This window comes from Flavobacterium sp. RHBU_3, from assembly GCF_046613565.1.
Taxonomy (GTDB): Bacteria; Bacteroidota; Bacteroidia; order Flavobacteriales; family Flavobacteriaceae; genus Flavobacterium.
Map to the genome: position 1 here is coordinate 31,843 of NZ_JBKJHC010000011.1, position 25,491 is coordinate 57,333.

29 protein-coding genes and 1 tRNA gene are annotated in these 25,491 nt (G+C 43.4%); 12 read left to right on the forward strand and 18 right to left on the reverse strand.

The window, feature by feature from the left end; genetic code table 11:
• Window positions 1–124 precede the first annotated feature (124 nt).
• The 3 genes from ACLI1A_RS15105 to ACLI1A_RS15115 form a co-directional block, all read right to left on the reverse strand.
• A complete protein-coding gene (locus ACLI1A_RS15105) occupies window positions 125–901 on the reverse strand; it encodes an ABC transporter ATP-binding protein (RefSeq protein ID WP_411409516.1) in 777 nt (258 codons plus the stop codon).
• A complete protein-coding gene (locus tag ACLI1A_RS15110) occupies window positions 898–1,641 on the reverse strand; it encodes an MlaE family ABC transporter permease (protein ID WP_411409517.1) in 744 nt (247 codons plus the stop codon). The genes ACLI1A_RS15105 and ACLI1A_RS15110 overlap by 4 nt, the downstream gene beginning before the upstream one ends.
• A 214-nt stretch (window positions 1,642–1,855) precedes the next feature.
• The gene (locus ACLI1A_RS15115) at window positions 1,856–2,707 is read right to left on the reverse strand and encodes a glycosyltransferase family 2 protein (protein WP_411409518.1); all 852 of its coding nucleotides are present in this window, start codon (window positions 2,705–2,707) and stop codon (window positions 1,856–1,858) included.
• A gap of 59 nt (window positions 2,708–2,766) precedes the next feature.
• Between ACLI1A_RS15115 and ACLI1A_RS15120 the strand changes: the two genes are divergently transcribed.
• Both ACLI1A_RS15120 and ACLI1A_RS15125 read left to right on the forward strand, forming a co-directional pair.
• A complete protein-coding gene (locus tag ACLI1A_RS15120; protein ID WP_411409519.1) occupies window positions 2,767–3,636 on the forward strand; it encodes a glycosyltransferase family 2 protein in 870 nt (289 codons plus the stop codon).
• Complete coding sequence (locus ACLI1A_RS15125; protein WP_411409520.1) at window positions 3,636–5,111, forward strand: lipopolysaccharide biosynthesis protein; 1,476 nt, start codon at window positions 3,636–3,638, stop codon at window positions 5,109–5,111. The genes ACLI1A_RS15120 and ACLI1A_RS15125 overlap by 1 nt, the downstream gene beginning before the upstream one ends.
• Window positions 5,112–5,265: 154 nt before the next feature.
• On the opposite strand, the gene ACLI1A_RS15130 is transcribed toward ACLI1A_RS15125, so the two are convergent.
• The 11 genes from ACLI1A_RS15130 to ACLI1A_RS15180 all read right to left on the reverse strand — a co-directional run bounded on the left by ACLI1A_RS15130 (window position 5,266) and on the right by ACLI1A_RS15180 (window position 12,396).
• Window positions 5,266–6,324 (reverse strand): 3-oxoacyl-ACP synthase III family protein, encoded by a 1,059-nt coding sequence (locus ACLI1A_RS15130; RefSeq protein ID WP_411409521.1) that lies wholly within the window; start codon window positions 6,322–6,324, stop codon window positions 5,266–5,268.
• 212 nt (window positions 6,325–6,536) lie between these two features.
• Window positions 6,537–6,908, reverse strand: coding sequence for a group III truncated hemoglobin (locus ACLI1A_RS15135; protein ID WP_411409522.1), 372 nt, complete (start codon window positions 6,906–6,908; stop codon window positions 6,537–6,539).
• A 126-nt stretch (window positions 6,909–7,034) separates the two neighbouring features.
• Window positions 7,035–7,108: transfer RNA gene (locus tag ACLI1A_RS15140), tRNA-Pro, on the reverse strand.
• 56 nt (window positions 7,109–7,164) lie between these two features.
• Window positions 7,165–7,797, reverse strand: coding sequence for a carbonic anhydrase (locus tag ACLI1A_RS15145; protein WP_411409523.1), 633 nt, complete (start codon window positions 7,795–7,797; stop codon window positions 7,165–7,167).
• Window positions 7,798–7,944: 147 nt separating this feature from the next.
• Window positions 7,945–8,238, reverse strand: coding sequence for a type II toxin-antitoxin system RelE/ParE family toxin (locus ACLI1A_RS15150; protein WP_411409524.1), 294 nt, complete (start codon window positions 8,236–8,238; stop codon window positions 7,945–7,947).
• A complete protein-coding gene (locus tag ACLI1A_RS15155; RefSeq protein ID WP_411409525.1) occupies window positions 8,235–8,477 on the reverse strand; it encodes a type II toxin-antitoxin system ParD family antitoxin in 243 nt (80 codons plus the stop codon). The genes ACLI1A_RS15150 and ACLI1A_RS15155 overlap by 4 nt, the downstream gene beginning before the upstream one ends.
• A gap of 69 nt (window positions 8,478–8,546) precedes the next feature.
• Entirely contained in the window at window positions 8,547–8,915 is a 369-nt protein-coding gene (locus tag ACLI1A_RS15160; RefSeq protein ID WP_411409526.1) for a hypothetical protein, read from the reverse strand.
• A gap of 141 nt (window positions 8,916–9,056) precedes the next feature.
• Entirely contained in the window at window positions 9,057–9,602 is a 546-nt protein-coding gene (locus ACLI1A_RS15165; RefSeq protein WP_411409527.1) for a hypothetical protein, read from the reverse strand.
• 39 nt (window positions 9,603–9,641) lie between these two features.
• Window positions 9,642–10,700 carry a DNA polymerase beta superfamily protein gene (locus tag ACLI1A_RS15170; RefSeq protein WP_411409528.1) on the reverse strand — a complete coding sequence of 353 codons (1,059 nt, stop codon included), beginning with the start codon at window positions 10,698–10,700 and terminating at the stop codon, window positions 9,642–9,644.
• The gene (locus tag ACLI1A_RS15175; protein WP_411409529.1) at window positions 10,700–11,449 is read right to left on the reverse strand and encodes a DNA polymerase beta superfamily protein; all 750 of its coding nucleotides are present in this window, start codon (window positions 11,447–11,449) and stop codon (window positions 10,700–10,702) included. Before ACLI1A_RS15175 ends, ACLI1A_RS15170 begins: the two co-directional genes overlap by 1 nt.
• 44 nt (window positions 11,450–11,493) lie before the next feature.
• Window positions 11,494–12,396 carry a hypothetical protein gene (locus tag ACLI1A_RS15180; protein WP_411409530.1) on the reverse strand — a complete coding sequence of 301 codons (903 nt, stop codon included), beginning with the start codon at window positions 12,394–12,396 and terminating at the stop codon, window positions 11,494–11,496.
• Between the two features lie 102 nt (window positions 12,397–12,498).
• Here ACLI1A_RS15180 and ACLI1A_RS15185 point away from each other — a divergent pair, with 102 nt between their 5' ends.
• The 5 genes from ACLI1A_RS15185 to ACLI1A_RS15205 all read left to right on the forward strand — a co-directional run bounded on the left by ACLI1A_RS15185 (window position 12,499) and on the right by ACLI1A_RS15205 (window position 17,250).
• On the forward strand, window positions 12,499–13,857 hold the full coding sequence (locus tag ACLI1A_RS15185; protein WP_411409531.1) for a UDP-N-acetylmuramate--L-alanine ligase: 1,359 nt from the start codon (window positions 12,499–12,501) through the stop codon (window positions 13,855–13,857).
• 14 nt (window positions 13,858–13,871) lie between these two features.
• Window positions 13,872–14,966 carry a DUF695 domain-containing protein gene (locus ACLI1A_RS15190; RefSeq protein WP_411409532.1) on the forward strand — a complete coding sequence of 365 codons (1,095 nt, stop codon included), beginning with the start codon at window positions 13,872–13,874 and terminating at the stop codon, window positions 14,964–14,966.
• Window positions 14,967–15,082: 116 nt separating this feature from the next.
• Window positions 15,083–16,105 carry an RNA ligase family protein gene (locus ACLI1A_RS15195; protein WP_411409533.1) on the forward strand — a complete coding sequence of 341 codons (1,023 nt, stop codon included), beginning with the start codon at window positions 15,083–15,085 and terminating at the stop codon, window positions 16,103–16,105.
• 29 nt (window positions 16,106–16,134) lie between these two features.
• Window positions 16,135–16,650, forward strand: a complete 516-nt coding sequence (locus ACLI1A_RS15200) for an HD domain-containing protein (RefSeq protein ID WP_411409534.1) — start codon at window positions 16,135–16,137, stop codon at window positions 16,648–16,650.
• A gap of 90 nt (window positions 16,651–16,740) precedes the next feature.
• On the forward strand, window positions 16,741–17,250 hold the full coding sequence (locus ACLI1A_RS15205; RefSeq protein WP_411409535.1) for a hypothetical protein: 510 nt from the start codon (window positions 16,741–16,743) through the stop codon (window positions 17,248–17,250).
• Window positions 17,251–17,399: 149 nt separating this feature from the next.
• Here the strand turns inward: ACLI1A_RS15205 and ACLI1A_RS15210 are convergent, their stop codons facing one another.
• Together ACLI1A_RS15210 and ACLI1A_RS15215 are read right to left on the reverse strand one after the other, a co-directional pair.
• Window positions 17,400–18,425, reverse strand: a complete 1,026-nt coding sequence (locus ACLI1A_RS15210) for a family 43 glycosylhydrolase (protein ID WP_411409536.1) — start codon at window positions 18,423–18,425, stop codon at window positions 17,400–17,402.
• Between the two features lie 411 nt (window positions 18,426–18,836).
• Entirely contained in the window at window positions 18,837–19,415 is a 579-nt protein-coding gene (locus ACLI1A_RS15215; protein ID WP_411409537.1) for a DUF1287 domain-containing protein, read from the reverse strand.
• 96 nt (window positions 19,416–19,511) lie between these two features.
• On the opposite strand from ACLI1A_RS15215, the gene radC reads away from it, so the two are divergent.
• The gene (gene radC, locus ACLI1A_RS15220) at window positions 19,512–20,210 is read left to right on the forward strand and encodes a RadC family protein (protein WP_411409538.1); all 699 of its coding nucleotides are present in this window, start codon (window positions 19,512–19,514) and stop codon (window positions 20,208–20,210) included.
• Window positions 20,211–20,309: 99 nt separating this feature from the next.
• Here the strand turns inward: radC and ACLI1A_RS15225 are convergent, their stop codons facing one another.
• Both ACLI1A_RS15225 and ACLI1A_RS15230 read right to left on the reverse strand, forming a co-directional pair.
• Window positions 20,310–21,218, reverse strand: a complete 909-nt coding sequence (locus ACLI1A_RS15225; RefSeq protein WP_411409539.1) for a helix-turn-helix domain-containing protein — start codon at window positions 21,216–21,218, stop codon at window positions 20,310–20,312.
• A 52-nt stretch (window positions 21,219–21,270) separates the two neighbouring features.
• Window positions 21,271–22,278 (reverse strand): aldo/keto reductase, encoded by a 1,008-nt coding sequence (locus ACLI1A_RS15230; RefSeq protein ID WP_411409540.1) that lies wholly within the window; start codon window positions 22,276–22,278, stop codon window positions 21,271–21,273.
• A gap of 252 nt (window positions 22,279–22,530) precedes the next feature.
• Here ACLI1A_RS15230 and ACLI1A_RS15235 point away from each other — a divergent pair, with 252 nt between their 5' ends.
• The 4 genes from ACLI1A_RS15235 to ACLI1A_RS15250 all read left to right on the forward strand — a co-directional run bounded on the left by ACLI1A_RS15235 (window position 22,531) and on the right by ACLI1A_RS15250 (window position 25,491).
• On the forward strand, window positions 22,531–22,917 hold the full coding sequence (locus ACLI1A_RS15235; protein WP_411409541.1) for a hypothetical protein: 387 nt from the start codon (window positions 22,531–22,533) through the stop codon (window positions 22,915–22,917).
• Window positions 22,918–23,088: 171 nt separating this feature from the next.
• Window positions 23,089–23,715 (forward strand): ABC transporter ATP-binding protein, encoded by a 627-nt coding sequence (locus tag ACLI1A_RS15240; RefSeq protein ID WP_411409542.1) that lies wholly within the window; start codon window positions 23,089–23,091, stop codon window positions 23,713–23,715.
• Window positions 23,716–23,717: 2 nt separating this feature from the next.
• Window positions 23,718–25,001: an ABC transporter permease gene (locus tag ACLI1A_RS15245; RefSeq protein WP_411409543.1), complete on the forward strand. Its 1,284-nt coding sequence runs from the start codon at window positions 23,718–23,720 to the stop codon at window positions 24,999–25,001.
• Window positions 24,994–25,491 carry a hypothetical protein gene (locus tag ACLI1A_RS15250; protein WP_411409544.1) on the forward strand — a complete coding sequence of 166 codons (498 nt, stop codon included), beginning with the start codon at window positions 24,994–24,996 and terminating at the stop codon, window positions 25,489–25,491. The genes ACLI1A_RS15245 and ACLI1A_RS15250 overlap by 8 nt, the downstream gene beginning before the upstream one ends.

Genomic DNA, 25,491 nt, shown 5'->3' on the forward strand with positions numbered 1-25,491 from the left:
ACTGAGGCTTTTTTGTTGGCTTTCGGTTCGGTAGGGACGTATGAAATGCGTCTCTCGGGGCGTCGGCTATAAACAAAAAAAGCCACCTGTAAAAGATGGCTTATGTTTATGATAATGGAGTATGTTATTTGTTTTCTTCCTCGTCGGCAAGCAGGCTTTCGCGTACTTTTTTAAACAGGTCGCTGGAGTATACAAACTCAACAATAGACTTGTTGCGGGTTTCCAGTATTTCGTCTTTGTTACCTTCCCACTCTTTTATACCGTTTTTAAGGAACACAATTTTCTCGCCTATTTGTAGCACCGAGTTCATGTCGTGGGTGTTTATTACCGTGGTAATATTATACTCGCGGGTAATTTCCTGTACCAGCTCATCAATTACAATACTGGTTTCAGGGTCAAGGCCCGAGTTTGGTTCGTCACAAAACAGGTACTTAGGATTGTTTACAATAGCGCGGGCTATGGCTACCCTTTTTTGCATACCACCCGATATTTCGTTCGGGAACTTTTTATTGGCATCTTTCAGGTTTACCCTGTCCAGTACTTCGTTTACGCGGCTTTTTATTTCACCGGCTCTTTTATTGGTAAACATTTGTAGCGGAAACGCCACATTTTGCTCTACCGTCATACTGTCAAACAAGGCACTGCCCTGAAATACCATACCTATTTCGGTACGCAGGTTGCGTTTTTCATCGGGTGTAAGTTCGCTGTAAATACGGCCGTCAAATGCTATGGTACCGCTGTCGGGCATGTGTATGCCCAGCAGGGTTTTCAGCATTACGGTTTTACCCGATCCGCTTCGGCCGATGATAAGATTAGTTTTTCCGGATTCGAAAGTGGTAGAAATACCCTTTAGTACTTCGGCATCACCAAACGATTTTCGTATGTCTTTAATTTCTATCATTGGCTTAATAGTAAAGTAGTAATAATGTAATTAATAAGGATGATAACCACACTGCACCACACAAATGATGTGGTACTTGCCTTACCTACCTCAAGCGCGCCGCCTTTCATATAAAAACCGTGGAACGATGGTATGGTGGCCAGCACAAAACCGAACACAGCTGTTTTAAAGAAAGCGTAAAACACATGAAATGGTATAAACTCGCGCTGTATACCCTGTAAAAACTCCTCACTGCCTATAAAGCCTCCGTACACCCCGGCAAGCCAGCCGCCCAGGATACCCAGGAACATAGATATAGAAATAACAAACGGGTACAAAAGGAATGCTATAATTTTAGGGAATACAAGGTAGTTTAGCGAGTTAACCCCCATAACCTCCAGGGCATCTATTTGTTCGGTAACACGCATGGTGCCTATACTCGATGTAATGTAAGAACCCGCACGCCCCGCCATAATAATAGATATGAATGTAGGGGAGAACTCTAAGATTACCGACTGCCTTGTGGCAAACGCGATAAGCGATTTAGGGATGAGTGGGTTAGTAAGGTTAAGCGCCGTTTGTATGGCTACAACTCCGCCTATAAAGAATGAGATAAACGCCACTATGCCCATAGAGCCAATGATTAGGTCGTCTATTTCTTTGTATATTAAGGGGCGCATTACCTGCCACTTGGTAGGTTTATTAAATACCTCCTTTAGCATAAGGAAGTAACGCCCTATTTGGTGTAAAGCTTTTATCATGTAATGTGTACAGAAAATATCGGCTAAAGTACCGATTTACATCCGTTTTTTAATTGAAGTTAATAGTTTTTTAATAAAAAAGCTGCTGAGCCGCTGAGATTCTGAGCCACTTAGCCACTTAGCTTCTTAGCCACAAAGCGATTTAAATCAGTGCCATCCAAGTTCAGTCTTTTCCTGAGAACTGCGACTGCTCACTGCTACTAAAAACTGTATACTACTTAAAAACCTTCTGCTTCATTTTCTTCCAGCGGTAGGCGCGTATAAACTTAGCCTGCTCCTGGGTTACCAGCATAGGTTTCTTCTCATTCTTTGCTTGTAAAAAACCTTTAATGTAGTCTACAAACAATAGCGGCTTGCCTTTTCGCATGGCCAGTTTGGCACCCGCAATAGCCGTGATGATGAACCCGTAGCCCAGGCTGTAAAACGCCTCACCCTGTTTGTAGCGCGCCGCCTTATTGTAGTTGGCTCCCGTAGGTTTCAGGTGTTTTACCTTCAGGCGTTCTATGGTAACTACCTTCCAGTTGTAAAACTTGGCAATAAGCTCATCGGCCGTGTCCCAACCCATAGCCGTACGCAATCCGCCCATTTGGGTAAACAATGCCTTGCGGTACGCCTTAAACGCTCCGCGAATGTGGTCTTTATCGGTAAGGTTTTCCAGTATCCACTCGCCATTTTTTTCTATGTAGGCAAAACCGCCTGCCATACCTACAGTGTCGTCGGCTTTAAAGGCGTTAAGCACGGTCTCAAAGTAATCGGCAGGAAGTATCAGGTCGGCATCCAGCTTTACAATAATGTCGTAGTCTTCGTCTACGGTGGCATACCCGGCATTAAACGCCTGTATTACCTTGCTGCCCGGCAGGTGTACTGCAGCCGAGTCTTTGTTTACCAATGATATCCATGGGTATTGCGCGGCATATTGGCTCACAATTTCGCCGGTACGGTCGGTACTGTTATCGTTTACTACCACCGCTTTTGCAGGGAGTACGGTTTGCGCAGCAAGCGAATCAAGCGTTACGCCCATAAAGGCTTCCTCGTTGTGCGCGGGTATTATTACGTAGTATTTCATTTTGAAATATAAAAGAAGTGCAAATATCCTTAATTTTGCCGTAACCGAAAAGCGAAACCTTGGATAAGAACGTATTTGTAATTATTGTTACCTACAACGGCGCCCGCTGGATAGACAAGCTTATACCGTCGTTGCTGGCATCGTCTTATCCGGTGCGCATTATAGCGGTGGATAACCAGAGTACCGATAATACCGTAGCCCTGTTACAACACTACCCCGAAGTAGATATTATAGAAACCGGCAGCAACCTGGGTTTTGGCAAAGCCAATAACATAGGCATACAAAAAGCACTGGAACTGGGTGCTGATTACCTGTTTCTGCTAAACCAGGATGCGTGGGTGTTTGCCGATACAGTGCGTAGCCTGGTTACCAATATGGAAGCCAATACGCAAGTGGGTTTATTAAGTCCGATGCATTTTCAGGCGAATGAAACAGACTACGACACCTCTTTTGCAACCTACTTAAGCCGAAAAACGGACGAGTTAAACGGCCTGCCGTTAGTGCCTTTTGTAAATGCCGCCGCCTGGATGCTAAGCAGGAAGTGTGTGGAGAAGGTGGGTTATTTCGAGCCGTTGTTCGGGCATTACGGGGAGGACAGGAACTATTGCGACCGCGTAGCTTTCCATAACTTTCAAATTGCCATTGATACCAATGCCAGGATAGTGCACGACCGCGTGATTAGCCGCAACTTTAATAAAGACATTACCCAGAGCCAATACAAAATCCTTTCGGCACTCATCAACCCAAAATATAGCCTTAGCAAAGCCTATATACAAGGGGCTAAGGAAACATTGGGTTTGCCCAAGTATTTTGCCAAATTTTACGGTTGGGGCAAAGCCCTTTCCATGCTGGGCAAACTGAGCAGCTACTACCTGAACTATGTGTTTAACCCTGCGCCTGTAAAGGCTGCCCGAAAACGCGCCCTGTAATGGAAAAGAAACGTGTAGCCCCCGTAAAACAGGTGGTTTTGTTTGCCATATTTAACTATCTGGGTACTGCAATAGGGGTAATCAGTACTTTGTTTATTTACCCAAAAGACAAGGAGCTCCTGGGAACCATACGATATATAGATAACCTTTCGCAGTTGCTGTGCCCTATTATGGTTTTAGGAGCCAGCCAGGCGCTTATAAAGTTTTATCCCGCGCTGGATGAACGCCACCAGAAACAGCTGTTTAATTACAGTATTGTTTCGGTGCTTATTACAGGCCTGGTCACTTTTTTAGGGTTAACGTTATATGCAAACCTGAGTGATAACCCGTATGTAAATTTGGCTTATTATGCTTTCCCTATAGCCATAGCATTAGCCTTTGTAGAACTCTTTAAAAAACAGCTTCAGGATTTGCAGCGCATAGCGGTGCCGTCGCTGTTTGAAAAAATAATACCTAAGGTGGTACTCCCGGCAGTGTTTCTATTCGTGCTGTACCAAGGGGTAAGTTATGACAACGCCATTTGGTTGTACATCTTCGGTTTTGTGTTTATAGCGTTGTTTACCGGAGTGTATCTTTTTAAATACTACAAACCCGGGCTTAATTACAGGTTTAAAACCTTGTTTGGCGAAATTTCGCGTAAGGATTATTTCCGTTATAGTTTGTATGCCCTGGCAGGTAGTTTAGGGTCGTTGTTAGCTTTTAGGATAGACGGACTGATTATACCCAACTATATTTCGATAGCCGCTAACGGTACATTTAGTATCGGTTCTATACTCGCTAGTACTCTTCAAATTCCGGCAGTGGGTATGTTTGCGCTTTATGCACCGATTATATCAACCTACCTGAAAGACCACAACCTGAAAGAGCTCGATGTTAAATACAAGGAAATTGCCCGCCTGTTGTTTTTTATAGGTGCGGTGCTTTATGGCTGTATTTTTCTGGGGATAGAAGATCTTTTCAGGCTTATGCCCGATTACAACAAACTGAAAGATTCAATCCCTATTGTAGAAATCCTTGGTTTTAGTGTGCTTATAAACATGGCTACAGGATTTAATAGCGAAATCATCACCTATAGTAAATACTATCGTTTTAACCTGATTGCGGTGGCCTTATTGATTGTACTAACAATATCTCTTAATATTCTGTTGCTCGAAGCTGGCTACGGAATCATAGGTGTGGCATGGGCATCGTTTATCAGTATGACTGTTTTCAATATCAGCAAGCTGGTGTTTATTTATAAAAAGTTTGGCTTGTTGCCTTTTGACGGTAAGTTCTTTAAAATGGGATTCATCTTCCTGCTGGCGGGCTTTGCACTGCACATACTGCCGCAGCTGGGTTCGCACCTGTTTACGCTGGTGTATAAAACCGGGGTGTATATAGGCATAACGGTATTCGCCGTGTACAAACTAAGGCTTGTGTACCAACTGAACGTGTGGGTGGAGCAGGCTTTGAAGAAGTTTGGTTTTGTGAAGTAGTGTAAATTCTTTGTTGAAGAAATTTGGGCAAATTATTTACCCACCCCGGCTTTCAGCCACCCCTCCGGAGGAGGGGAATGCCACTCGTACTTTAAATTCGTTATGATTATTCCCCTCCTCCGGAGGGGTGCCCGTAGGGCGGGGTGGTTAAAATCTACATTTTGTATATAAACGCGTTTATGTTCATGCCGGCACCTACGCTGGCAAAGATAACCACGTCGCCTTTGTTTAGTTCCTGGTTAGGGAGCTGTCCGTTTATCAGCAGGTCATACAGGGTGGGTATGGTAGCCACGCTGCTGTTGCCCAGTTTGTGTATGCTCATTGGCATTATACCTTCGGGTGGAGTTTGTTTGTACAGCTTATAAAAACGTTCTATAATGGCCTCGTCCATTTTTTCATTCGCCTGATGGATGAGTACCTTTTTTACCTCGCTTATGTCTATGCCGCTTTTCTCCAGGCATTCTTTCATGGCCTTAGGCACATTGCTCAGTGCAAACTCATATATCTTGCGCCCGTACATTTTTATGTAGCGTACATCGGGGTCGTGGGTTTTATTAAAGGAATTGCCAAAATATAAAAAGTACGCCTCATCATACGTAAACGACGCGCTGGCGTGTGCCAGTATGCCGCCTTCCTCTTCAGTGGCTTCTATAACGGTAGCACCGGCACCATCGCTGTATATCATACTGTCGCGGTCGTGCGGGTCTACTACCCGGCTCAGGGTTTCGGCACCTACCACCAGGCATCGCTTAGCCATACCCGATTTTATAAACGCCATGGCCTGCATAACGCCTTCTATCCAGCCGGGACAGCCAAACAGTATATCGTATGCCACGCAGTTAGGGTTTTTTATGCGCAGGCTGTGCTTTACGCGGCTGGCGATGCTGGGAACCAAATCCGTTTGTATAGCGCCGTGTTTTACGTTACCAAAATTGTGTGCCAGTATAATATAGTCCAGCGTTTCCGGGTCTATACCCGAGGCCTCTATTGCCTTTTGTGCGGCATAGTACGCCATATCGCTGGTAAGCAGGTTATCATCGGCATATCTGCGCTCCTCTATACCGGTTATCTGTTTAAATTTTTTCGTAACCACCTCGTTAGAGTAGGGAAGTGGTGCGCCCTGCTCGTCTAAAAACTGGTGGCTGGCAAAATCTATATTCGGTATAACCCGGTTAGGAATGTAGCTGCCGGAGCCTGTTATTCTAATGTTCATAGTCCTCTTTCTCGTTTGTTTATGTTATGCTAAAGTAGACATTAAATCTCTGTAAACCTGACTTAAAAAATATGCATGCATAACATTTGTGAAAACGCTAACAAACGTAGGTAAATTGTATAATTGAATGAATTTATGACACCGAAACGAGATTTTAATAACGAAAACGTTTGCTGTTTGTTTAGGTTTTGAAAACTTTTTAACAGGAAAAATTACAGGTTGTGTAGCTTTACCTGCATAACCGTAGCTATAGAAAGGGCACGTGTTTTGGCCAGCTCCGCAATTTCCCCGATAAACATTTCGTCTATCGTAGCGTTAAAGTGCTCCAGCCAGGTAGCAAAATGAGCAGCGGTAAGGTGTTCCAGCGCGTTTAGGTCCAGGTGAATTTGCATTACATTTTTGCGGTAACCGTTGCGTTGCAGCAGGCTTTGTTCCCAAAAATCAGTAAGCGACGGCATGTGTTCCTCCAGGTTTATTTTGGCCACATCGGTAAAAATATAGCCTATGGAAGGGTCGGCCAGGAGGCGGGTATAAAATGCCCACAGCAGTTGTTCCAGGTCGAGGCGGGATTGTATGTCGTGCATGGAGTTTTTTGTAAAGGTAACAATAAAACCGGTGTATGGCAGGTTGTTTTAAGCGTTGTAGATAAGGCGGAGGGTACTAATAAAAAAACCTACTTATGTGTATAAGTAGGTTTTTAAACATTTCAGTCGGGATGACTGGATTCGAACCAGCGACCCCTAGCACCCCATGCTAGTACGCTACCAGGCTGCGCTACATCCCGTTGTTTATGGTAAACACAAATATAGCATTTTGCCGGTTTAGCACAATAGTATGGGCTTATTCAGTATCTATACGGTAAATGTCTACAATACCGTGAGTTATTTTTTCGAAGTCGATATTAAGGTCGATAAGCTCCCCGGTACTAATGTCAAAAATCCATCCGTGGACGGTAATGCCACGCTCGGCGGCCGCTTTTTGTACCTCGGCGGTTTTAATCACGTTAATGCACTGTTCCTGTACGTTTAGCTCTACCAGGCGGTTGTAGCGTGCCGCTTCGTCTTCTATGCTGTTCAGTTCCTTGCGGTGCAGGCGGTACACATCCCTAATGTTGCGCAGCCATGGGTTTAGTATGCCCAGGTCGCTTTGTTGCATGGCAGCCTTTACACCACCACAGTTGTAGTGCCCGCATACTACCACGTGGTTTACCTTAAGGTGGCTTACGGCGTAGTTTATTACAGACATTACGTTCAGGTCGGTATTCGGAACCATGTTAGCTATGTTACGGTGTACAAAAGCCTGCCCCGGTGCTATACCCATAAGTTCTTCGGCAGTAACACGGCTGTCGCTGCACCCTATGTACAAAATTTCGGGCGACTGTCCCTGAGCCAGGTGTTCAAAGTACTGTTCGTCTACCTTCAGTTGTTTCTCTATCCACTCGCGGTTGTTTTCAAATACCTTTTTTATGTTCATGGAAAATAAATTTTATGCTTTGGTTCTCCAAAAGTAGCAAAAACAAATTTAAAATGAGATTGTAAGATTGTTGGACGTTTGGATTTCCGGGAATTCAGACTGTAAGATAATAGATGAGAGATAATAGAAACCGCCCTGAGAGGGGGGCTAAAGTTTATTTGGTATATCCATCATCTCATGAAGTATACGTATAATTTCCATTAATCCATCATGGCCTTCACGATAAAAAATAAGGTGCGATTTTACTTTGGTCACTTTATAGCCTGCTTTTATATGGTGCATATCCCGCCCGCTGTCGGGGTGATGCGAAATGTATTCAATTTCGGCAATCATGAGGCTATAGTATCGGTCTGCCTGTTCTTTAGACCATTTGTGGTTTGTGTACTGCCAAATGTTTTCCAAATCCAGAAATGCTTTCTCTGAAATCCGATACCGTTTCATGAATGTTTTTTATGGAGGCTTTCTAAATGGGCTTTTGGGTCAAAATTTTCTATAAACCCGCTATTTTCTCCTTCTTCAAGTTCGGCGCGAAGTTTTTTTATTTTGTCTTCTTCATTTTCAAGCAGCCGCAGTGCGGTACGTATCACCTCGCTGGCCGATTTATACCTGCCCGAAGCAATTTCACTACTAATAAAATTATCAAAGTGAGGGCCTAAAAGTATAGAGGTGTTCTTTGCCATAAAATTTCATTTTATCAAAAATACCAAAAAATGGTATTTGTTGGTGTTAAAATGCATTTATTGTCTCGGCTACTTTTTCTTCTTCACTACAAAAGAATAAAATTCTAAATCTTCCCTGAGGTGTATGCTGTTAAGATGTTCCCATTTTCCGGTGCTTCCTGATTTTCGGTATATTTTAAATTCATCCGACTGGCTATGCTTGGATATGGAGTCGCCTTTCATCGGTATATCGTCATTATTGCAATAAATAGAAAAATAATCCCCGTTTGGTGCAACTTTAATTTGCTTGCCGCCCCTGCTGCTTTGGTATGTGTCTAAAATTACGGCTTCTATTTTTCTTTCGTAAAGCGCTTTAAAATTATAGTACCAGTAAACATCAAACGAAAACCACAGTACAACTATCAGTACTATAACCGATATGATTTTGAGCTTTTTCATGGTTGATTTTGTTCTAATTTAAATTTTTGAAATCTCCCTCGGTTATATGCGGCTGAACTTTTTATACTTACAAGGTCTTTAAGACCTTGCAAGATTTGCATACGACTCACCTGCAAGGTTTTTTAATCTTGTGGATGTTGGTTAATATTCAATGTAAAAAGAGTATTCAGTCCTGCACCAGTCAATAATAGTTCCTTTAGGGGTAAGCACAAAGTGATAATTTACACCTTCTGTTTCGCTATTTTGTTGCTGTATCGTAACAAAGACCTTGTCAGTATCCCGGTTAAGTAAATAAGGGCTAGTAATAAATAGTTGAGGATAACGGTTTTTTGTATGAAGCTTTTTAATCCTGAACTGATGCTTGTTTATTGTAGCAACCTCTAAATCTAATTTTCCTGAATCGAAATTACTTTGTGCTGTTTCGTATGTAAGAAAGGGCTTAAATTGTGAATTACTGTCAATTCCGGTAATACAACCTGGATTTTCTAAAGATTTAAGGTGTATTTTGAAATCAAGCCGATATGGATAAAGGGAGATCTTCTTTTTAACAGGATAAGATTTCAGTATAGTATCCTGGTAAAAATTAAAAGCAAGCTGTTCGTAAAACGGATAGTTGCTTTCCTGCGCACTTACTGTTACAGTTGTAAATACAATAATAAGTATAAGGTTCAGTATAAAATATTTCATAAGCAGTTGGTCGGTTCTTTCCCTATAAATTTACGTTTTTCATTGGTACAATGCCATCCTTATTTCTACTAACAGTTTTTCTGCATTCTTTATATCAGGTTTTTCTGGGAGCGTTGAGGTTTTTGCCAGTTGCTCAATAGCTGCAAGATGGTCTTCAGTAAATTGCAGCAATGCATCATATTCCCATTCGCCAGCTTTAATGGCAAGAAGCTCCTCCCTGTTTGAAACACGTATGTCTAACGTGCCCTCACTTAAAATTTGCAATGCCGATTGTAATAAGCGCACTGTGTGCATCATGTTTTTGGAGTCGTACTGCTTGCCGTGTTCCATATTGGTGTTGTAGCGATTGTCGTTCCGTTTTTCTACCCAGTCCCAATATTCACGGTATTCTTTACAATAATTAGAATACCCATCTTTATTAAAATACATATAGGCACTTTCGGTTTCTCCGTTCGGAACAGACGACAACGACACCTCGTTTGAATCTTCGCTTTTTATAATGCCTTTATAACCTAATAAGCCATTGGTATCAATAAACAGGGCATACATATCCTTAGAGTGTGGCATGTTTACAAGTCCGCAGTTTTCCTGAGCCACTCCTTTTTCCTGTAGCCATTTTTTTAGCGGAATAGAATTATAACCTTTAAGGATATAACAAAAATCAAGGGGTGATTTCCGTTCTTTTGGTAGCGGATTTACAATCTTCTTTTTCAGACCGCGTGCTTTTTTTATCTGGGTTGCGGCATATCCGGCAAAGGTGTCCTTGCAAAGTTTCGACAAAAAATCGGTAAGCACAATACGCTCCATAACCGGGTGCTTATATAAAATACAATCGGTAGGGGAGGCAAGCAGTTCCAGTATGTTTGGGTTGTTTTTACTCAATAGTTCTATATAACGGCCTATTTCATAATACACCACATCATTGGTTTCATTGCTTATTTGCGGAATGTACTCCATGCCATAAAACAACTCTTTCGCCATATAAAATACCCCTTTAATGTCGGTGTCAGATGTGGGAGTGTCTAACCCAAACGACTTGCTGCCCGCTATGGCTTCAAACAATATGAGGTTGTTGTCTTTTAAATCCTGTATGGTCATCAGCGTTTTATTTCTTCCCTGAAAAAGGCTTCAAGTTCGGCGTTAATTTTCTTTCCTGCACCCAAGTTTTGGGCATGTTCCTGGTTATACAGCACGGTTTGTTGCAGGTACGTTGTTATTAGTTCCTCCCGTGGGTGCAGGTAGGTTTCATCCTGCGCAGCCTTGATTTCTAAAAGTTCGGCAATAGTTTCCTGTACATTTGCCGGAGCAAGCGGCAGCAGTTCGGCAAAAGCCACAGGAGGGATACTGTTGTTGTCTATAATCCATTTCCCGGCAAGGGCTGAACGCAGCGCATAGAAATAGCTTTTTAGTTTTACCTGTTCGGCTTCGCACACTTCCATAAAGTTTTTGGTGGTGCCCAGGTAATGGTGCAACGTAGCTATGGGCGAAAAGCAATCTTTAGCAAAAGCCTGCATTTGCGCCAGGAAAGCGTCGTTGCTATGATACGTAACCGGAGGGAACAGCCACTCTATAAGCGGGGCATTAGATTTTGAGAGTAGTTTTAAGGCTTTAGCCAAATCCCAGCCCGAGCCATCGAGGTCTTCTGCTGTCATAAATTCGATAACATCGGGTTTTTCCCAAAGCGTAAGGTATTCGTCTGCCGGTTTTTTATAAATAAAGCGGATGTCGTAATCGCTGTCAGGAGAGGCAAAGCCCCATGCACGGCTGCCTGATTCTACGGCGTGCAGTATGTTTATGTTGTGCTGTTTTTCTGTTTCAGCAAGTTTGATCAATATGGTTTGTTGCATGGTTTCTGTTATTTAGTTTTTGAAAAACTTAACATGAAAGAAAATTATAGTTTATTTGATAAAGGTGGATTTACAAATGAAACCCCTTTTAATAAATTTTGATTTTCAACTTGGGTTACAATTTTATTCCAATAATTGACTATATCTGTTTGAGAACAATCCTTAGAATTTACACCTTGTGTTTGTTGATGTTCAATGAAGTCAAGATTCAATATAGGTTGCCTAAATGTATATTTAAATGGGTTATCATGTGAATAGACTTTGCAAGGCACAAACGAATACATCTTATTATGCTGTTCTCGTTGATTGAAATTTACGCCACGATAAAAAGTATACTCTTTATTGTCAGTAATTACACAAGAATCTTCATCTTCACTATTATACTTTTTATTGCCTAAAATGGGGCGGACACCAACATTATAATATTTGTCACCTTCATTTTTAAACAACCCTTCCTCAAGATTATGCTTTCTGAAATTAACTTTATAATTAGAAACAACAAAAACTGTATCAAGACGAAATTTCTTATCGATTGATGAGCCAAAAAGAATTATTGAATTGCTTTCTAAATTTGTAAGTACCTTGTGGAAAGTTCTTTGTTTACAAATTATATATCTAAAATAATCTCCAAAAACGTAAGGATCCGTATTATGAACCATTGACGTTTGCGATAAATCTAAAAAGGGTTTATTCAATAATGTTGGAGGTACGTTATTTTCTTTGTTAATTAGAGTTATTTCAGATTGAGCTTCCCATTCTCCCCAAAATGTTAGTTTATTTATTTCTTCAGTCTGAACACCATCTTTGGTGTTATTAACATATTTACCTTCTGATAGGATAAATTTTCTCGTATGGTTTTCCCCATTGTTCCATCCTATAATTTTTGCTTCTTTGGATTCAGGTTTTGCTTCTTGAGCGGTGTGTAGAAATTGAATAATCTTTGGCATTTGGTTAAGTTTAATAATTACTTCTTTCCCTCCAAATTTACATTTTTAAAATCTATTCGCTACATTTGGGCGTAATATTACAATACGAAACTTCCCATAAAAATGCGTACACATTTTATCGCTATAGGGGGCGCTGCCATGCACAACCTGGCACTTGCCCTGCACCACAAAGGATACCACGTAACCGGCAGCGACGATGCCATTTTTGAACCCAGCCGCACCCGCCTGGAAAAAGCCGGCTTACTACCCGAAACACTGGGTTGGTTCCCGGAGCGCATTACGGCCGATATAGAAGCCATAATCCTGGGCATGCACGCCAAAGCTGATAACCCTGAGCTGCTTAAAGCGCAGGAGCTTGGCCTTAAAATATACAGTTACCCCGAGTTTTTATACGAACAAAGCAAGGACAAAACCCGTGTGGTTATAGGTGGAAGCCACGGTAAAACCACCATTACCAGCATGATACTGCACGTAATGCACTACCACAACATAGAGGTAGACTACATGGTAGGCGCGCAGCTGGAAGGTTTTGATACCATGGTACACCTTACGTCAGACAACGACTTTATTGTCCTGGAGGGCGACGAGTACCTTTCATCACCTATGGACCGCAGGCCGAAGTTCCACCTGTACCAGCCCAACATTGCCCTGATAAGCGGCATTGCATGGGACCACATAAATGTATTCCCTACGTTTGATAACTATGTAGAGCAATTCGAAATCTTCATACAAAAGATAACCAACGGCGGTATTTTGGTTTACAACGAAAACGACCCTGAGGTAAAACGTATTTCGGAAGCGTCGACCAACCCGATACGCCGTATTCCTTACAGCACGCCTGAGTACTCCGTAGAAAACGGTGTTACCCTACTTGCCACGCCCGAAGGGCCTATGCCTATAGAGGTTTTTGGCGCGCATAACCTGAACAACCTTGCCGGCGCCAAGTGGATTTGCCAGTGCATGGGCGTAGACGAAGCCGAATTCTACGAGGCCATAGCTACCTTTAAGGGTGCCAGCAAGCGCCTTGAAAAAATAGCCGAAAACGGCAAGAACGTTGCTTATAAAGATTTTGCGCATTCGCCAAGCAAGGTGGCTGCAACTACCAGGGCGGTTAAGGAGCAGTACCCTGACCGTACCCTTATAGCCTGCCTGGAGCTGCATACCTATAGCAGCCTTAACGCGGAGTTCCTTAAGGAATACCGTGGTGCGCTGGATGCTGCCGATGTAGCCGTGGTATTCTACAGTCCCGATGCGGTAAAAATCAAGCAGCTGGAGGAGGTTACGTATGAGCAGATAGCTACCGCCTTTAACCGCGAAGACCTGATTATTTATACTAATCCTGCTGCGTTTAAAGAGTACCTGTACGAACTTAAATACGATACTAATGGTGCTGCACTGCTGCTGATGAGCAGTGGTAACTACGGCGGACTGAACTTTGATGAGGTTAAAAACTTGATATAAGGTAAAAGAATAGTTTGAAGAAGTTATTTGCCCGCCTTTTCGGGAAAAAGGAAGAAAAGCCTGTAACCACTAATGCCGAATTTTGGGATTGGTTTGCAAAACACCATAAGGCTTTTCACAAGATTGTTTCGAAAGGCGAAAATGTGGAGGAAGCATTTTTTACCCAATTGGGTCCCAAGCTCGACGGGCTTAGGCCGGGCTATTGGTTTCTGTGCGGCATGTACAATGAAAAAACTGCCGACCTAGTTATTACCGCAGACAGTTTTGTAAAGAACATTGTTTTTGCCGAAGAGCTTATAGCTGCGGCTCCTGCTTTGCCGGGCTGGCGTTTTACGGCCCTGAAACCCGCGCACGATATTGCCGACTGTAATGTGAGTATGGGCGGCTACACGTTTAGCAGCGATACGCTAAAGTTTTATGCGGTGGAAGACCCGTACTTTCCCGATGAGATAAACATTGTTTTGGTGCACCGGGATTACACCCCGAAAAATGCCGACGACATCATTCGTGGGTCGTACATTTTCCTGGAGCATTACCTGGGCGAACTGAACAGCGTTACCAGCATAGACAGCCTGGATTTTGCAGCGCCTACTGAGGCTGCCTGCGAGCTTATAGACATGGAACGCCTTAAAAGCTATTTGGTTTGGCGCGAAAAGGAGTTTGTGGAGAAATACGAGGACGATACCTACCACCACAACTACGAAGACGGTATCTCGGTGCTGGAAGCAGAACTGGAAGACGGCAGTGCTGCTATAGCCACCATGAATACAAGATTGCTGAGTTGGGAGGGTAAGGTAACCTACCCCTGGATGCTGCGGGTAACAATAGCTTTTGACCCAAATGGCGAGATGCCCGATTTCCTGGCCAATTCGCGTTTAAACGACCTTGAAGACCGCCTGATAGCCAAGCTAAGCCCTAACGATGGTTACCTGTGGCTGGGGCACGAAACCAGCCGTGGCGAACGCGATATTTATTTTGCCTGCAAGGAGTTTCGGAAGGTTTCTAAAGTCCTGTGGGAAGAAGAGCACGCTTTTCAGTACGGCTATAATTTTGCCTACGATATATTTAAAGATAAATACTGGCGCAGCCTGCAGCATTTTATGCAGTAGTTTTTTTTCAGGTTTAAAGAATAATGTTTGAATTCCCTGTTATGCAAAATACTAATATACAGTATAAAATATCTTTGCTACCTTTGCCGTTCAACCAAATTTATTTTAAACCAACCATGATTAACGATTTTTCAGAGTATGAAAAAATGCCCAAAGACTTCAACAAACTTGGGCAGGATACTAAAACATTCAGCGAACTGAACAAGCTGAAATGGGTAGTGACAGAGAAAGTGCACGGCGCTAATTTCAGTTTTGTATATCAGGATAAAAAACTCACTTATGCTAAGCGTAAGGAATACCTGTCGTGGAATGATGACTTTTTCGGTTTCCAGGAAGTAGCCGGTCGCTTGGAAGATACCGTTTTACAGCTTTTTGAAAAGCTGTCTATGGACCGCCAGGCAGACAAATACATAATTTACGGCGAGCTTTTTGGTGGCAGTTACCCGCATCCTGATGTTGTGGCTGATGAAAATGTACAGGCCATACAAACGGGCGTATACTATGCACCGGGTATTAATTTCTGCGCATTCGACATTGCATTTGAAACCGACGGACATAAACACTACCTGGATTATGAAGACAGTGTGGCCTATTTTGAAACGTTAGGATTGTTCTATGCCCACGTCCTTTTTACAGGGAAGCTGAACGAAGCCCTTAACTTTACTACCCGTATCAATTCTACCCTACCCGAGCTTCTGGGCCTGCCTGCTCTGGGAGCTAATCTTATAGAAGGTGTGGTGATAAAGCCGTTGCGCCACAGCAATTTTTCTGCCGAAAGGCCTGTTGTTAAACTAAAAAACAGGGAATTTGACGAGGAGAAGAAATTCCATGAAGCCGAAAAATGGTCGTACATACCGGGCGTTTCCACGCAAACCGAACAGTTGGGCTTCCTGGTAGAAGGTATGCGCAATTATGTTACTGTTAACCGCCTGAATAGTGTGCTCTCTAAAATTGGAGCACTCGATACTGCTAATACCGTAAGAATGGCTGCCATACAGGAAGAGTATGTGCACGATGTACTACAGGATTTTAATATAGATAATACGGGTATCCTTGATGAACTTACCGACGGACAAAAGCAATGGATTATAAACCGCCTGTTACCGGAGATTACTGTACTGATGGAAAAGGGCAGGTAAGCATTGTATAATTCCGTAAATTTACAATTATGAACCATCCTGTTATACAAAAAGCCCGTGCGTTTGCCATGGCAAGCCACGGTACACAGCAGTACGGCAATTACCCTTACGAAATACATTTGGGAAATGTTGTAACTGCAATGCTGCATTTTGGCATCAAGCCCGATAATAACGGCCATGCGAGCCTGCTGGCAGCTGCCTGGCTTCATGACGTGCTGGAAGATACCCCCGTAACCTATGATGAACTGCAGGTTGCCTTTACTTCAGAAATAGCAGAAATGGTATTTGCTGTTACTGATGAGCCGGGTGCTAACCGAAAAGAGCGAAAGGCAAAAACCTATGTAAAGCTGGCTCAAAACCCTGATTCTGTTATTGTGAAACTTGCCGACCGCATAGCCAATGTAGAATTTTCTGTGGTACACGGTAATGCATCACTGCTGGAAATGTACCGTAAGGAACAACCGGGGTTTGAAGCTGCCATACAACCGGCACTAATAAGTGAGTTGCATCTGGAAATGCTGCACTACCTTAATGGTTTGCTGTAAGTTAAATTAGGTAGTTTTTCGGTTTTAATTTTTGATGTATATCAAAATAATGAGTGTTCTCTTTTGGTAAGGGGCGTAGCGCTAAGACAAATGAAGGCTGATATAAAGCCTGAAGAAATAATGAATTCTGTAATCATCAATTTTGCAACAATAATGGTTTTGCTTGAAAGAATTGTGTCTGAGTATACTTACAATAACGTAGTCATTGGGGTGTTCAGAGATTTAGAAGTAGCGAAAAAAAATAGGTTACTTTATATTGAAGAATGTAAGATTGAAGATCGTTGGGGTCAACAGGCATATAGAAAGGTAAATCTTATAGAAGACGTTACCATAAAGGAAGTTCCAAAAAAGGTTTTGAATGGCAACACAGATTTTTCTGAAAAAGCATATGTCGTAAATTTCTTTTTTGAGGGTTTTGGGCAAACAACAAGGATTACAAAAAAGATATTCCCAACACATGAGGCAGCCCAAAAATATATTAAAAAGAAAGAAAGCCAGGAGCCTGAAATAGGACCGAGTTGGTACACTGTTGAGGAGATGATTATTGACGATGCAGATGCTTATTTGCACAAACTAAAAAAGGGACTTAGCCATGATTAACTAATTTATGGTTTTAGCATATTAACCTGAAATTTTTGCTATAAACTAACAACCCCGGACGTTGTCCAGGGCTATTATACGCAACCCCTTCAGGGTCATCAGTGCGGTATGAGTGAAGCTTCAACCTGAAACCTTAAACTTTAAACAAATTAAAACTTTTCTACATACGGCCAGCCGTTCTTGTCCCATTTCAGTTCGGTAACTATCAGCTTGCTGGCGCCACCATCGTGAATTGAGTAGCCGTGTGCCACAAAGTATTCTTTACCATCTATTTTGTAAACCGAGTTATGCCCCAGGGCTGCGTACTTTACGCCGTCTCCTATGGCCATATCGGTTCCGTTACCATCCAGCATATTGTATCCGGCCTTATCTACGTACGGCCCGGTAACTGATTTAGAACGCCCCACCACCACATGGTAGTTGCTGTTTACCCCACGGCAACACATGTCAAAAGACGCAAACAGGTAGTAATACTCTCCATGCTTGTACACAAATGCACCCTCTATTTGGCTGTCTTCCAGTCCGTAATTGTAAGGTTTTTGGGTACTGGGCCTGCGGGCTATGCTGTGCCATTCCTCCGGATGTGCAAACCCCATCATATCATCGGTCATTTTCACGGCTTTAATCCCATCCCAAAACGACCCAAATACAAACCACGGCGTACCGGCATCGTCTACAATAACGTTCGGATCTATAGCCTGCCAGGTATCGCGCCCCATAACGCTTTGTACTATTTTGCCCTGGTCGGTCCATTTGTATTTAGGGCTTTTCTGGTCAAGGGTAGGGCTGGTAGCGTGGCCTATGGCAGCATCGGGCTTGCCGGGTGTGGCATTGCAAGCATAAAAAATATGGTACTGCCCTTTATAGAAAATAATATCGGGTGCCCATATATCGCCTTTAAAATTAGGCAATGCCTTTAATACCCATTCGGGCAGGGTGCCAAAAATGGGTTTGCCTTCTGTCCATGTTTTCAGGTCTTTAGAATACATGGTTGTAATGCCCTTACCGGTTCCAAAAACATAATAGGTGTCGCCTTCCTTAGCCATAACAGGGTCGTGCACGCCCGGGTTTTTGGGGTTAAACGACAGTACCGGAAGCTCAGGGGGTGGCAACTCCTGACTGTATGCATTTATGGTTATTAAAGCCAGGGAGCAGAGAATGAATTTTCGAAGCATAAGTTATAAATGTTTGTATTACACTTATGCAAGATAAGAAAAATTACAACGTTATAGTTGGGTGAGATTCCAAGTTTAAGGTTTAAAGTTTCAGGTTGGAGCTTCACTCAGACTTTTATACTTTTGTTAAGTATTAACATTTGAGTAAGAACCTGAAACCTGAAACTTTAAACCTGAAACAGAAAATACTAAATGTTGTACTGAACGCAGTTCTTCAGTAAACTGCCCTGAAAAAGGGAGTGGTTGTAGCCGCAACAGGGGTGTTCATGCTTGTTTTTGTAATGTTTTGAAAATAAACGGTTTACAAAAGAATGGGTGTGACAGCTGTATACCTATTGTTGGTACTATGTTAACGGTTTGTATACGCTTTGTAAAGCTGTTCCAAATTGCGCCCGAAAAAACTTTTCAACACTATTTTTTGTATCGGTAATGACCGTTTATGGTATAACTGAAAAGGCAGTCTTCCATCACCTGACCGTAGCCAATATTGTACACCATTTTGTACCTGCCTTCGTCGCCTTTTTTGTCTACCACAATGCCTATGTGCGGCCTGCCGTTTGCCAGTCTCCAGGTTACTATATCGCCGGGTTTGTAATCAGCTGGTTTAGTAGTTGTAGGCAGGCTTGTGCCTTTGCGAGAAAAGAACACTTCCAGGTTAGGCACCCGGCGGTGGTCTATATTGGTATCGGTAGCCTTTAGTCCCCACGTTTTCGGGTATTTAGCAAAGTTGGCAGCCATATCGGTATGCACTTCTTTTTGCAGGTCGATGCCCAGTTTTCGGTACGTGCGAATAACCACGTCAGTGCAAACGCCTTGATTTTTAGGGACATCGCCGTTTGGGTAGGCTATTTTTGTATAGTCAGCAATGTACTCCACATCGGGGTTAATAATGCTTATGGCGGCATCCGATAGTTTTGCGTAGAAATCCTTTTGTTTATCCGGTGTTTGGCTGCAGCTTATTAATAGCAGTAGAGTAATTAAATGCTTCATGGTGTGGTTTTTATAACTAACGCCGGGGTAGGAAGGATAGTATTTTAACAATGCTAAAAAAAATGTATCTTCGTAAAATAACCAACCCTGAGTTTCATGGAAGACAACCAATCATCCTTTTCTATAAAGTACTGGGCAGAAGACGATAAGCCCCGAGAAAAGCTGATGCTTAAAGGGCAGGCAGCACTTAGCGATGCCGAACTCATAGCCATACTTATAGGTTCGGGTAGCCGTAACGAAAGCGCGGTAGAACTGAGCAAGCGCATCTTAAAATCAGTAGGTAACAACCTGAATGCCATGGGAAAACTCACCATAAAACAGCTTATGCAGTTTAAGGGGATAGGGGAAGCAAAGGCCGTAACCATAGCCGCCGCCATGGAACTGGGTCGCCGCCGTCGCGACGAAGATGTGCGCGAACTGGATAAGGTAACCGGCAGTAAATCAGTGTTTAATATTATGCAGCCCATAATAGGGGAGCTGCCCCATGAGGAATTTTGGGTGCTGTACCTAAACAATTCTAACAAGGTGATTTACAAGACCCAGCTGAGCAAGGGAGGCCTTACCGGTACCGTAGTAGACGCACGCCTGGTTTACAAAACGGCACTGGAACACAATGCGGTAGCTATAATTTTAGTACACAATCACCCAAGCGGGGCGCTGCAGGCCAGTGTGCCCGATAAGCAGATAACGCGCCAGCTTCAAAGTGCGGGTGTAACTCTGGATATTAAAGTGTTAGACCATGTTATTGTTACAGAACACAGCTATTTAAGCTTTGCCGATGAGGGGATTCTTTAAAGTTAATTTGTTTATTTGTGGATTTGTTAATTTGATGCTTAAGGTTGTGTCCGGTATATTTGTACAAATTGACAGATTGACACATCCACACATCCACATCTAATTAAACAATTTCCTGTATTCCAGCGGGCTTATATCAGTTTTGCTTTTAAAAAGTTTACTGAACGATTGCGGATGCTCAAACCCCAGTTGATAAGCTATTTCGCTTACGGTTAGGGGAGTGGTGCTTAGTATTTCTTTGGCTTTTTCTATAAGTTTTCCGTGTATGTGCTGCTGGGCATTTTGGCCTGTGTGGGCACGCAGCATACTGCTCAGGTAACCGGCCGATACGTTTAGGTGGGCGGCAAGGTCTTTTACGGCGGGCAGCCCTGTGATTTCGTCTTTAGCAAAATAATCTTCCAGCCAGGCTTCCATGCGGGTAAGCAGTTCGTTATTAGCTTGTTTACGGGTAATGAACTGGCGGTTGTAAAAACGATCGGAATAGTTAAGCAGCAACTCTATGTGCGATAGTATCAGGTCGTGCGTAAAACGGTCTATGTTATTGTGGTACTCCTGGGCTATGTTCTCCATAATGCCCTCTACCAGGGTTTCTTCCTTTTTGCTCAGGTACAAGGCTTCGTTAATGGCATACGAAAAAAACTCGTAGTTTTTTATTTTTCGGGCCAGGGGAGTACCCATTAAAAAATCAGGGTGAAACAGCAGCATATACCCTTTAGGAATGCGGTATTCCACCTCTTCATAACACAGTTGTCCCGGTGCAATGAACGACATTACGCCTTCATCAAAATCATAGTAGTTTTGTCCGTAGCGTATTTTACCTTTTACATCTTTTTTAATGGCTATCATATAAAAATTCATGATAAGCCCTCTTTCAAAATTAGCAGGCGAATGCAGTACGTCTTCAAACCGTACAAAGCTCACTAACGGATGCTCTGGCTCTGGCAGGTTGTTACGGCGATGCAGTTCGCTTATGGTATCTACAATTATGGGGTTGCTAAACTTTTTCATGGTAAATAACGAAAGGGCTACGGTAAAGGTAGCCCTTTTTTATGGTTTGAAATTAAAGATTTACTAACGACATTCCCCAGTCGTCATAGCGGTTTCCGGTTTCGGTACCCAGCGGTATAATGCTTTCCAGTTTGTCCATTTCGTCTGAACTTAGCACAACGCTACCTGCTGCAAGGTTTTGTTCGGCATACTTCACGCGCTTGGTTCCGGGTATTGGCACAAAGCCTTTGTTTACCGCCCACGCTATGGCAAGCTGCGATGGCGTAATGCCTTTCTGCTCGGCAAGCTGGTTTATGGCGGCTAACAGGTCCATATTCTTATAAAACTGCTCACCCTGAAATTTAGGTATCCCCCTGCGGAAGTCATTTTCAGGAAAGTCATCCGGGCTTTTTATTTCACCCGAAATAAACCCTCTGCCCAGCGGCGAGTACGGTACAAAGCCTATACCCAGTTCTTTTAACGTTTCTAATATTCCCTGTTCTTCCACGTTGCGCTCAAATAAAGAGTATTCGCTTTGCAACGCCGTAATAGGGTGTACGGCATGCGCCCGGCGAATGGTTTCCGAAGCTACTTCGCTAAGGCCTATATAGCGCACTTTTCCTTCCTTAACCAGGTCTGCCATAGCACCTACGGTTTCCTCTATAGGTGTTTCGGGGTCAAGGCGGTGCATATAATACAGGTCTATATAATCCGTACCCAGGTTTTTAAGCGAGCGTTCAGCCGACTTCTTTACGTAGTCTTTTTTGCCGTTTATGCGCCACGTTAGCTGCTCGTTATCGTCTATTTCCCAGGCAAATTTGGTAGCAATAGTATACTGGTCGCGGTTGCCGGTTATGGCTTTAGAAATAAGGCGCTCGTTAAGGTGCGGTCCATACAGGTCTGCCGTATCCAGGAAGTTGCCGCCCAGTTCAAACGAACGGTGAATGGTAGCTATGGCTTCGGCATCGTTAGCGGTACCGTAGATTTCTCGGCCGCCCATGGTGGTCATGCCCATACATCCCAGTCCTACAGCAGGTACTACAAGTCCCTGGCTGCCTAAGTTTACTTTTTTAATGCTCATTTTTTTAGTTTTTATGATTGAACACTACAAAGTTCGTAAACGGAAGCTTTTTTGGCTGTAGCCAAAATGAATGTCGTTGTAGCCAAAACGAATACCTATGAAAAACGAAGCACATTTTGTTTAAAAAATCTAAAAATCAGGGCTGGTAAGTGATAAAGTTGTGCAAAAAAACCTCATATTGTATTAGCACTTTGTTAATCCACATGGTTTAATGGATCATAAGGCTTAATTTTACATAAAATTGCATTTAAGATGGACAATTACACCATGACATTCTATTGCAAGGACTGCCTTACAATACCAGCCGACCCCAGAATGCGAATGCGTGAGGTACAACGTCAGGTAATGGATAAAATGCAGGGGCGTAAGCTGGAACTTGTAGACTTTAACCTTACCGAAAACTACCATACTTACCCGGGCTACAGCAGCAGGGGTACGGCATACAAAACACTGATAGAAATTCGCCTTGATCTTAGCCGGGCCGACTTTAAGAGCCGCGATGCCATATACAACCGCTGCCTTAGCGCCTTGCTGCAAGACGAACTGTACCTGAGCGATTTTGCTGATGAAACGCTGCAAAACGGCGATCCTTATCATATCTTTATTTTTGATATGAAAAACCAGGCGGCAGCTTCTTAGAGCCTGCTGTTAAATTTTTGGTACACCTGCAACCTTAGCGGAATTTTAGCGTCTGTAATATGGCAGTGCTAAACCGATAATGTTGCAGGTGTTTCTGTACTGGTTACGGCCATAAAATTACTTTTATAATAATTACGCTTTGCGTATCTTGCATGCTTATTAAATAAGTACATGATTTCGACCCAAAATATACGCTTTTCCTACGGGAAGGGCACTAATTTTTCCTTTCCCGATATTGTGGCGCAGGCAGGCGAAACCCTGCTGATTACAGGCGGTTCGGGTAAGGGGAAAACCACACTGCTGCACCTGCTGGGTGGATTGCTGCGCCCGCAACAGGGGCAGGTAACCATAGGCGGCACTGATATAGAAACCCTTTCCGATAAAAAGCTCGACCATTTCCGGGGGCAGCATATAGGCATAGTATTGCAGCAGGCGTACTTTGTGGCGGCGCTTTCGGTGCTGGATAACGTAATACTGGCATCGTGGCTGGGCAACGGCAAAAAAGCTACCGATAAGGCCACGGAGTTGCTTACCCAACTTGGGTTGGCCGACCATTTGCACAAACTGCCGTCGCAGCTTAGTATAGGCCAGCAGCAGCGTGTGTCCATAGCCCGTGCATTGGTAAACAGCCCACAGCTGTTACTTGCCGATGAGCCTACCAGCAGCCTGGACGATGAAAATGCCTTTATAGTGGCCGATATGCTTTCGGGACTGGCTAAGCAGTATGGCACCGCACTGGTTATCGTTACGCACGACCAAAGGCTGAAAGACCGTTTTACTAACCAGATAGCACTGTAGCCATGATTACTAAAATAGCCTGGAAAAACATTTGGAATAAGCCACTAAATACTACCCTGAGCATTGTACTGCTTACAGCAAGCGTAGCCATTATTACCCTGCTGATATTATTGCAGGAACAGTTTGAAAAGAAATTTAACGATAATATAGACGGCATCGATATGGTGCTTGGAGCGCAGGGCAGCCCGTTGCAGCTCATTCTTTCGGCGGTATACCAGGTAGATTCTCCTACCGGGAATATCAACTATGATGAGGCCAAAATGTGGATGCACAACCCTATGGTGAAGGAAGCCATTCCGCTGGCTTTTGGCGATAATTACAAGGGCTACCGCATAGTGGGCACCACGCCACAATACCTTACGCATTATGGTGCCAAGCTTCAAAAGGGTGCTGTGTTTACTAAAGACTACCAGGTGGTAGTAGGGAGCGATATTGCCCAAAAAATGAACCTTGAAGTAGGCGACAAGTTTTTTGGCGCTCATGGCGATGCTGCCGAAGGCGAGGTGCACAAAGAGCATGCTTATATAGTTACCGGCATAGCTGCACCTACCGGAAAAGTGGTAGACAACCTTATACTGTGTACCATACCTACCGTATGGGGCATGCACGACGGCCATGCCCACCATGAAGGGGAGGCACACCACGATGATGCCGATGAAGACGACCATGAACACGAAGCCCATGAGCCTGTAGACTACATGCAGGAAGACCACCATGATGAAGATCATGAGGGTGAAGGCCACGAAATAACCGCGGCACTCATTAAGTTCCGTGGGCCTAAGGCGTTTGTAATATGGCCAAATATGGTAGCCATGAACACCAAGATGCAGGCCGCTGCACCGGGAGTAGAAATAAACAGGCTGTTTACCCTGTTCGGCATTGGGCTACAGGCACTGCAATACCTGGCTTACGGTATCATGCTTATTTCGGGTATCAGCATATTCATTGCGCTTTATAATACATTGAAGGAACGTAAATACGAATTTGCCCTGCTGCGCGTTAATGGTGCAAGCCGTATGCAACTGTTGCTGCTGGTGCTTATAGAAAGTTTGCTGCTGTGCATTACCGGTTACATCTTTGGCACTATTGTTGGGCGCATAGGATTAATGCTTATTTCGGGTTCCAGCGAGTCCGAATTTAAAATGGCATTTAACCCGTACCAGTTTGTATGGGATAAGGAAGGATATTTGCTGTTGCTTACTATCTTTGTAGGCATCCTGGCAGCCGTAATACCTGCGGTAAAAGCGTATGGATTGAATATTTCAAAAACACTTGCAAATGCGTAAAACACTCATTATAGCCCTTGCGGCACTATCGGGCGTGGTACTTACTTCGGTAGGCCTGCCTTCTTCAAACCCGGCACCGGTAAAAGTTTCGGTAAAGGGCGAATCTACTTTTGCTTATGCCGATACCCTGAGCTGGAAGCTTTTAGGGCAGATAAAATACCTGAAAAAACCGAGTAAAGATTATCCGGAAGGGGTAATGTACCCGGTAATAAACACTACACTAAAAGCCAAACAAGGCAAACAGGTGGTAATGACGGGCTTTGTAATTCCTATAGATAATAAAAGCTATGCCATAAGCAAGAACATGTTTAAGGCGTGTTTCTTTTGTGGGCAGGCAGGACCGGAAACCATTATGGGCATTAAGCTGAAAAACCCGGGACAGCGTTTTAAAACCGACGAATACCTTACCCTGAAAGGCACGTTCCGCTATAACGACAGCGATGTAGACGACTGGATTTACCACATTGAAAATGCCGAAGTGGTAAAATAA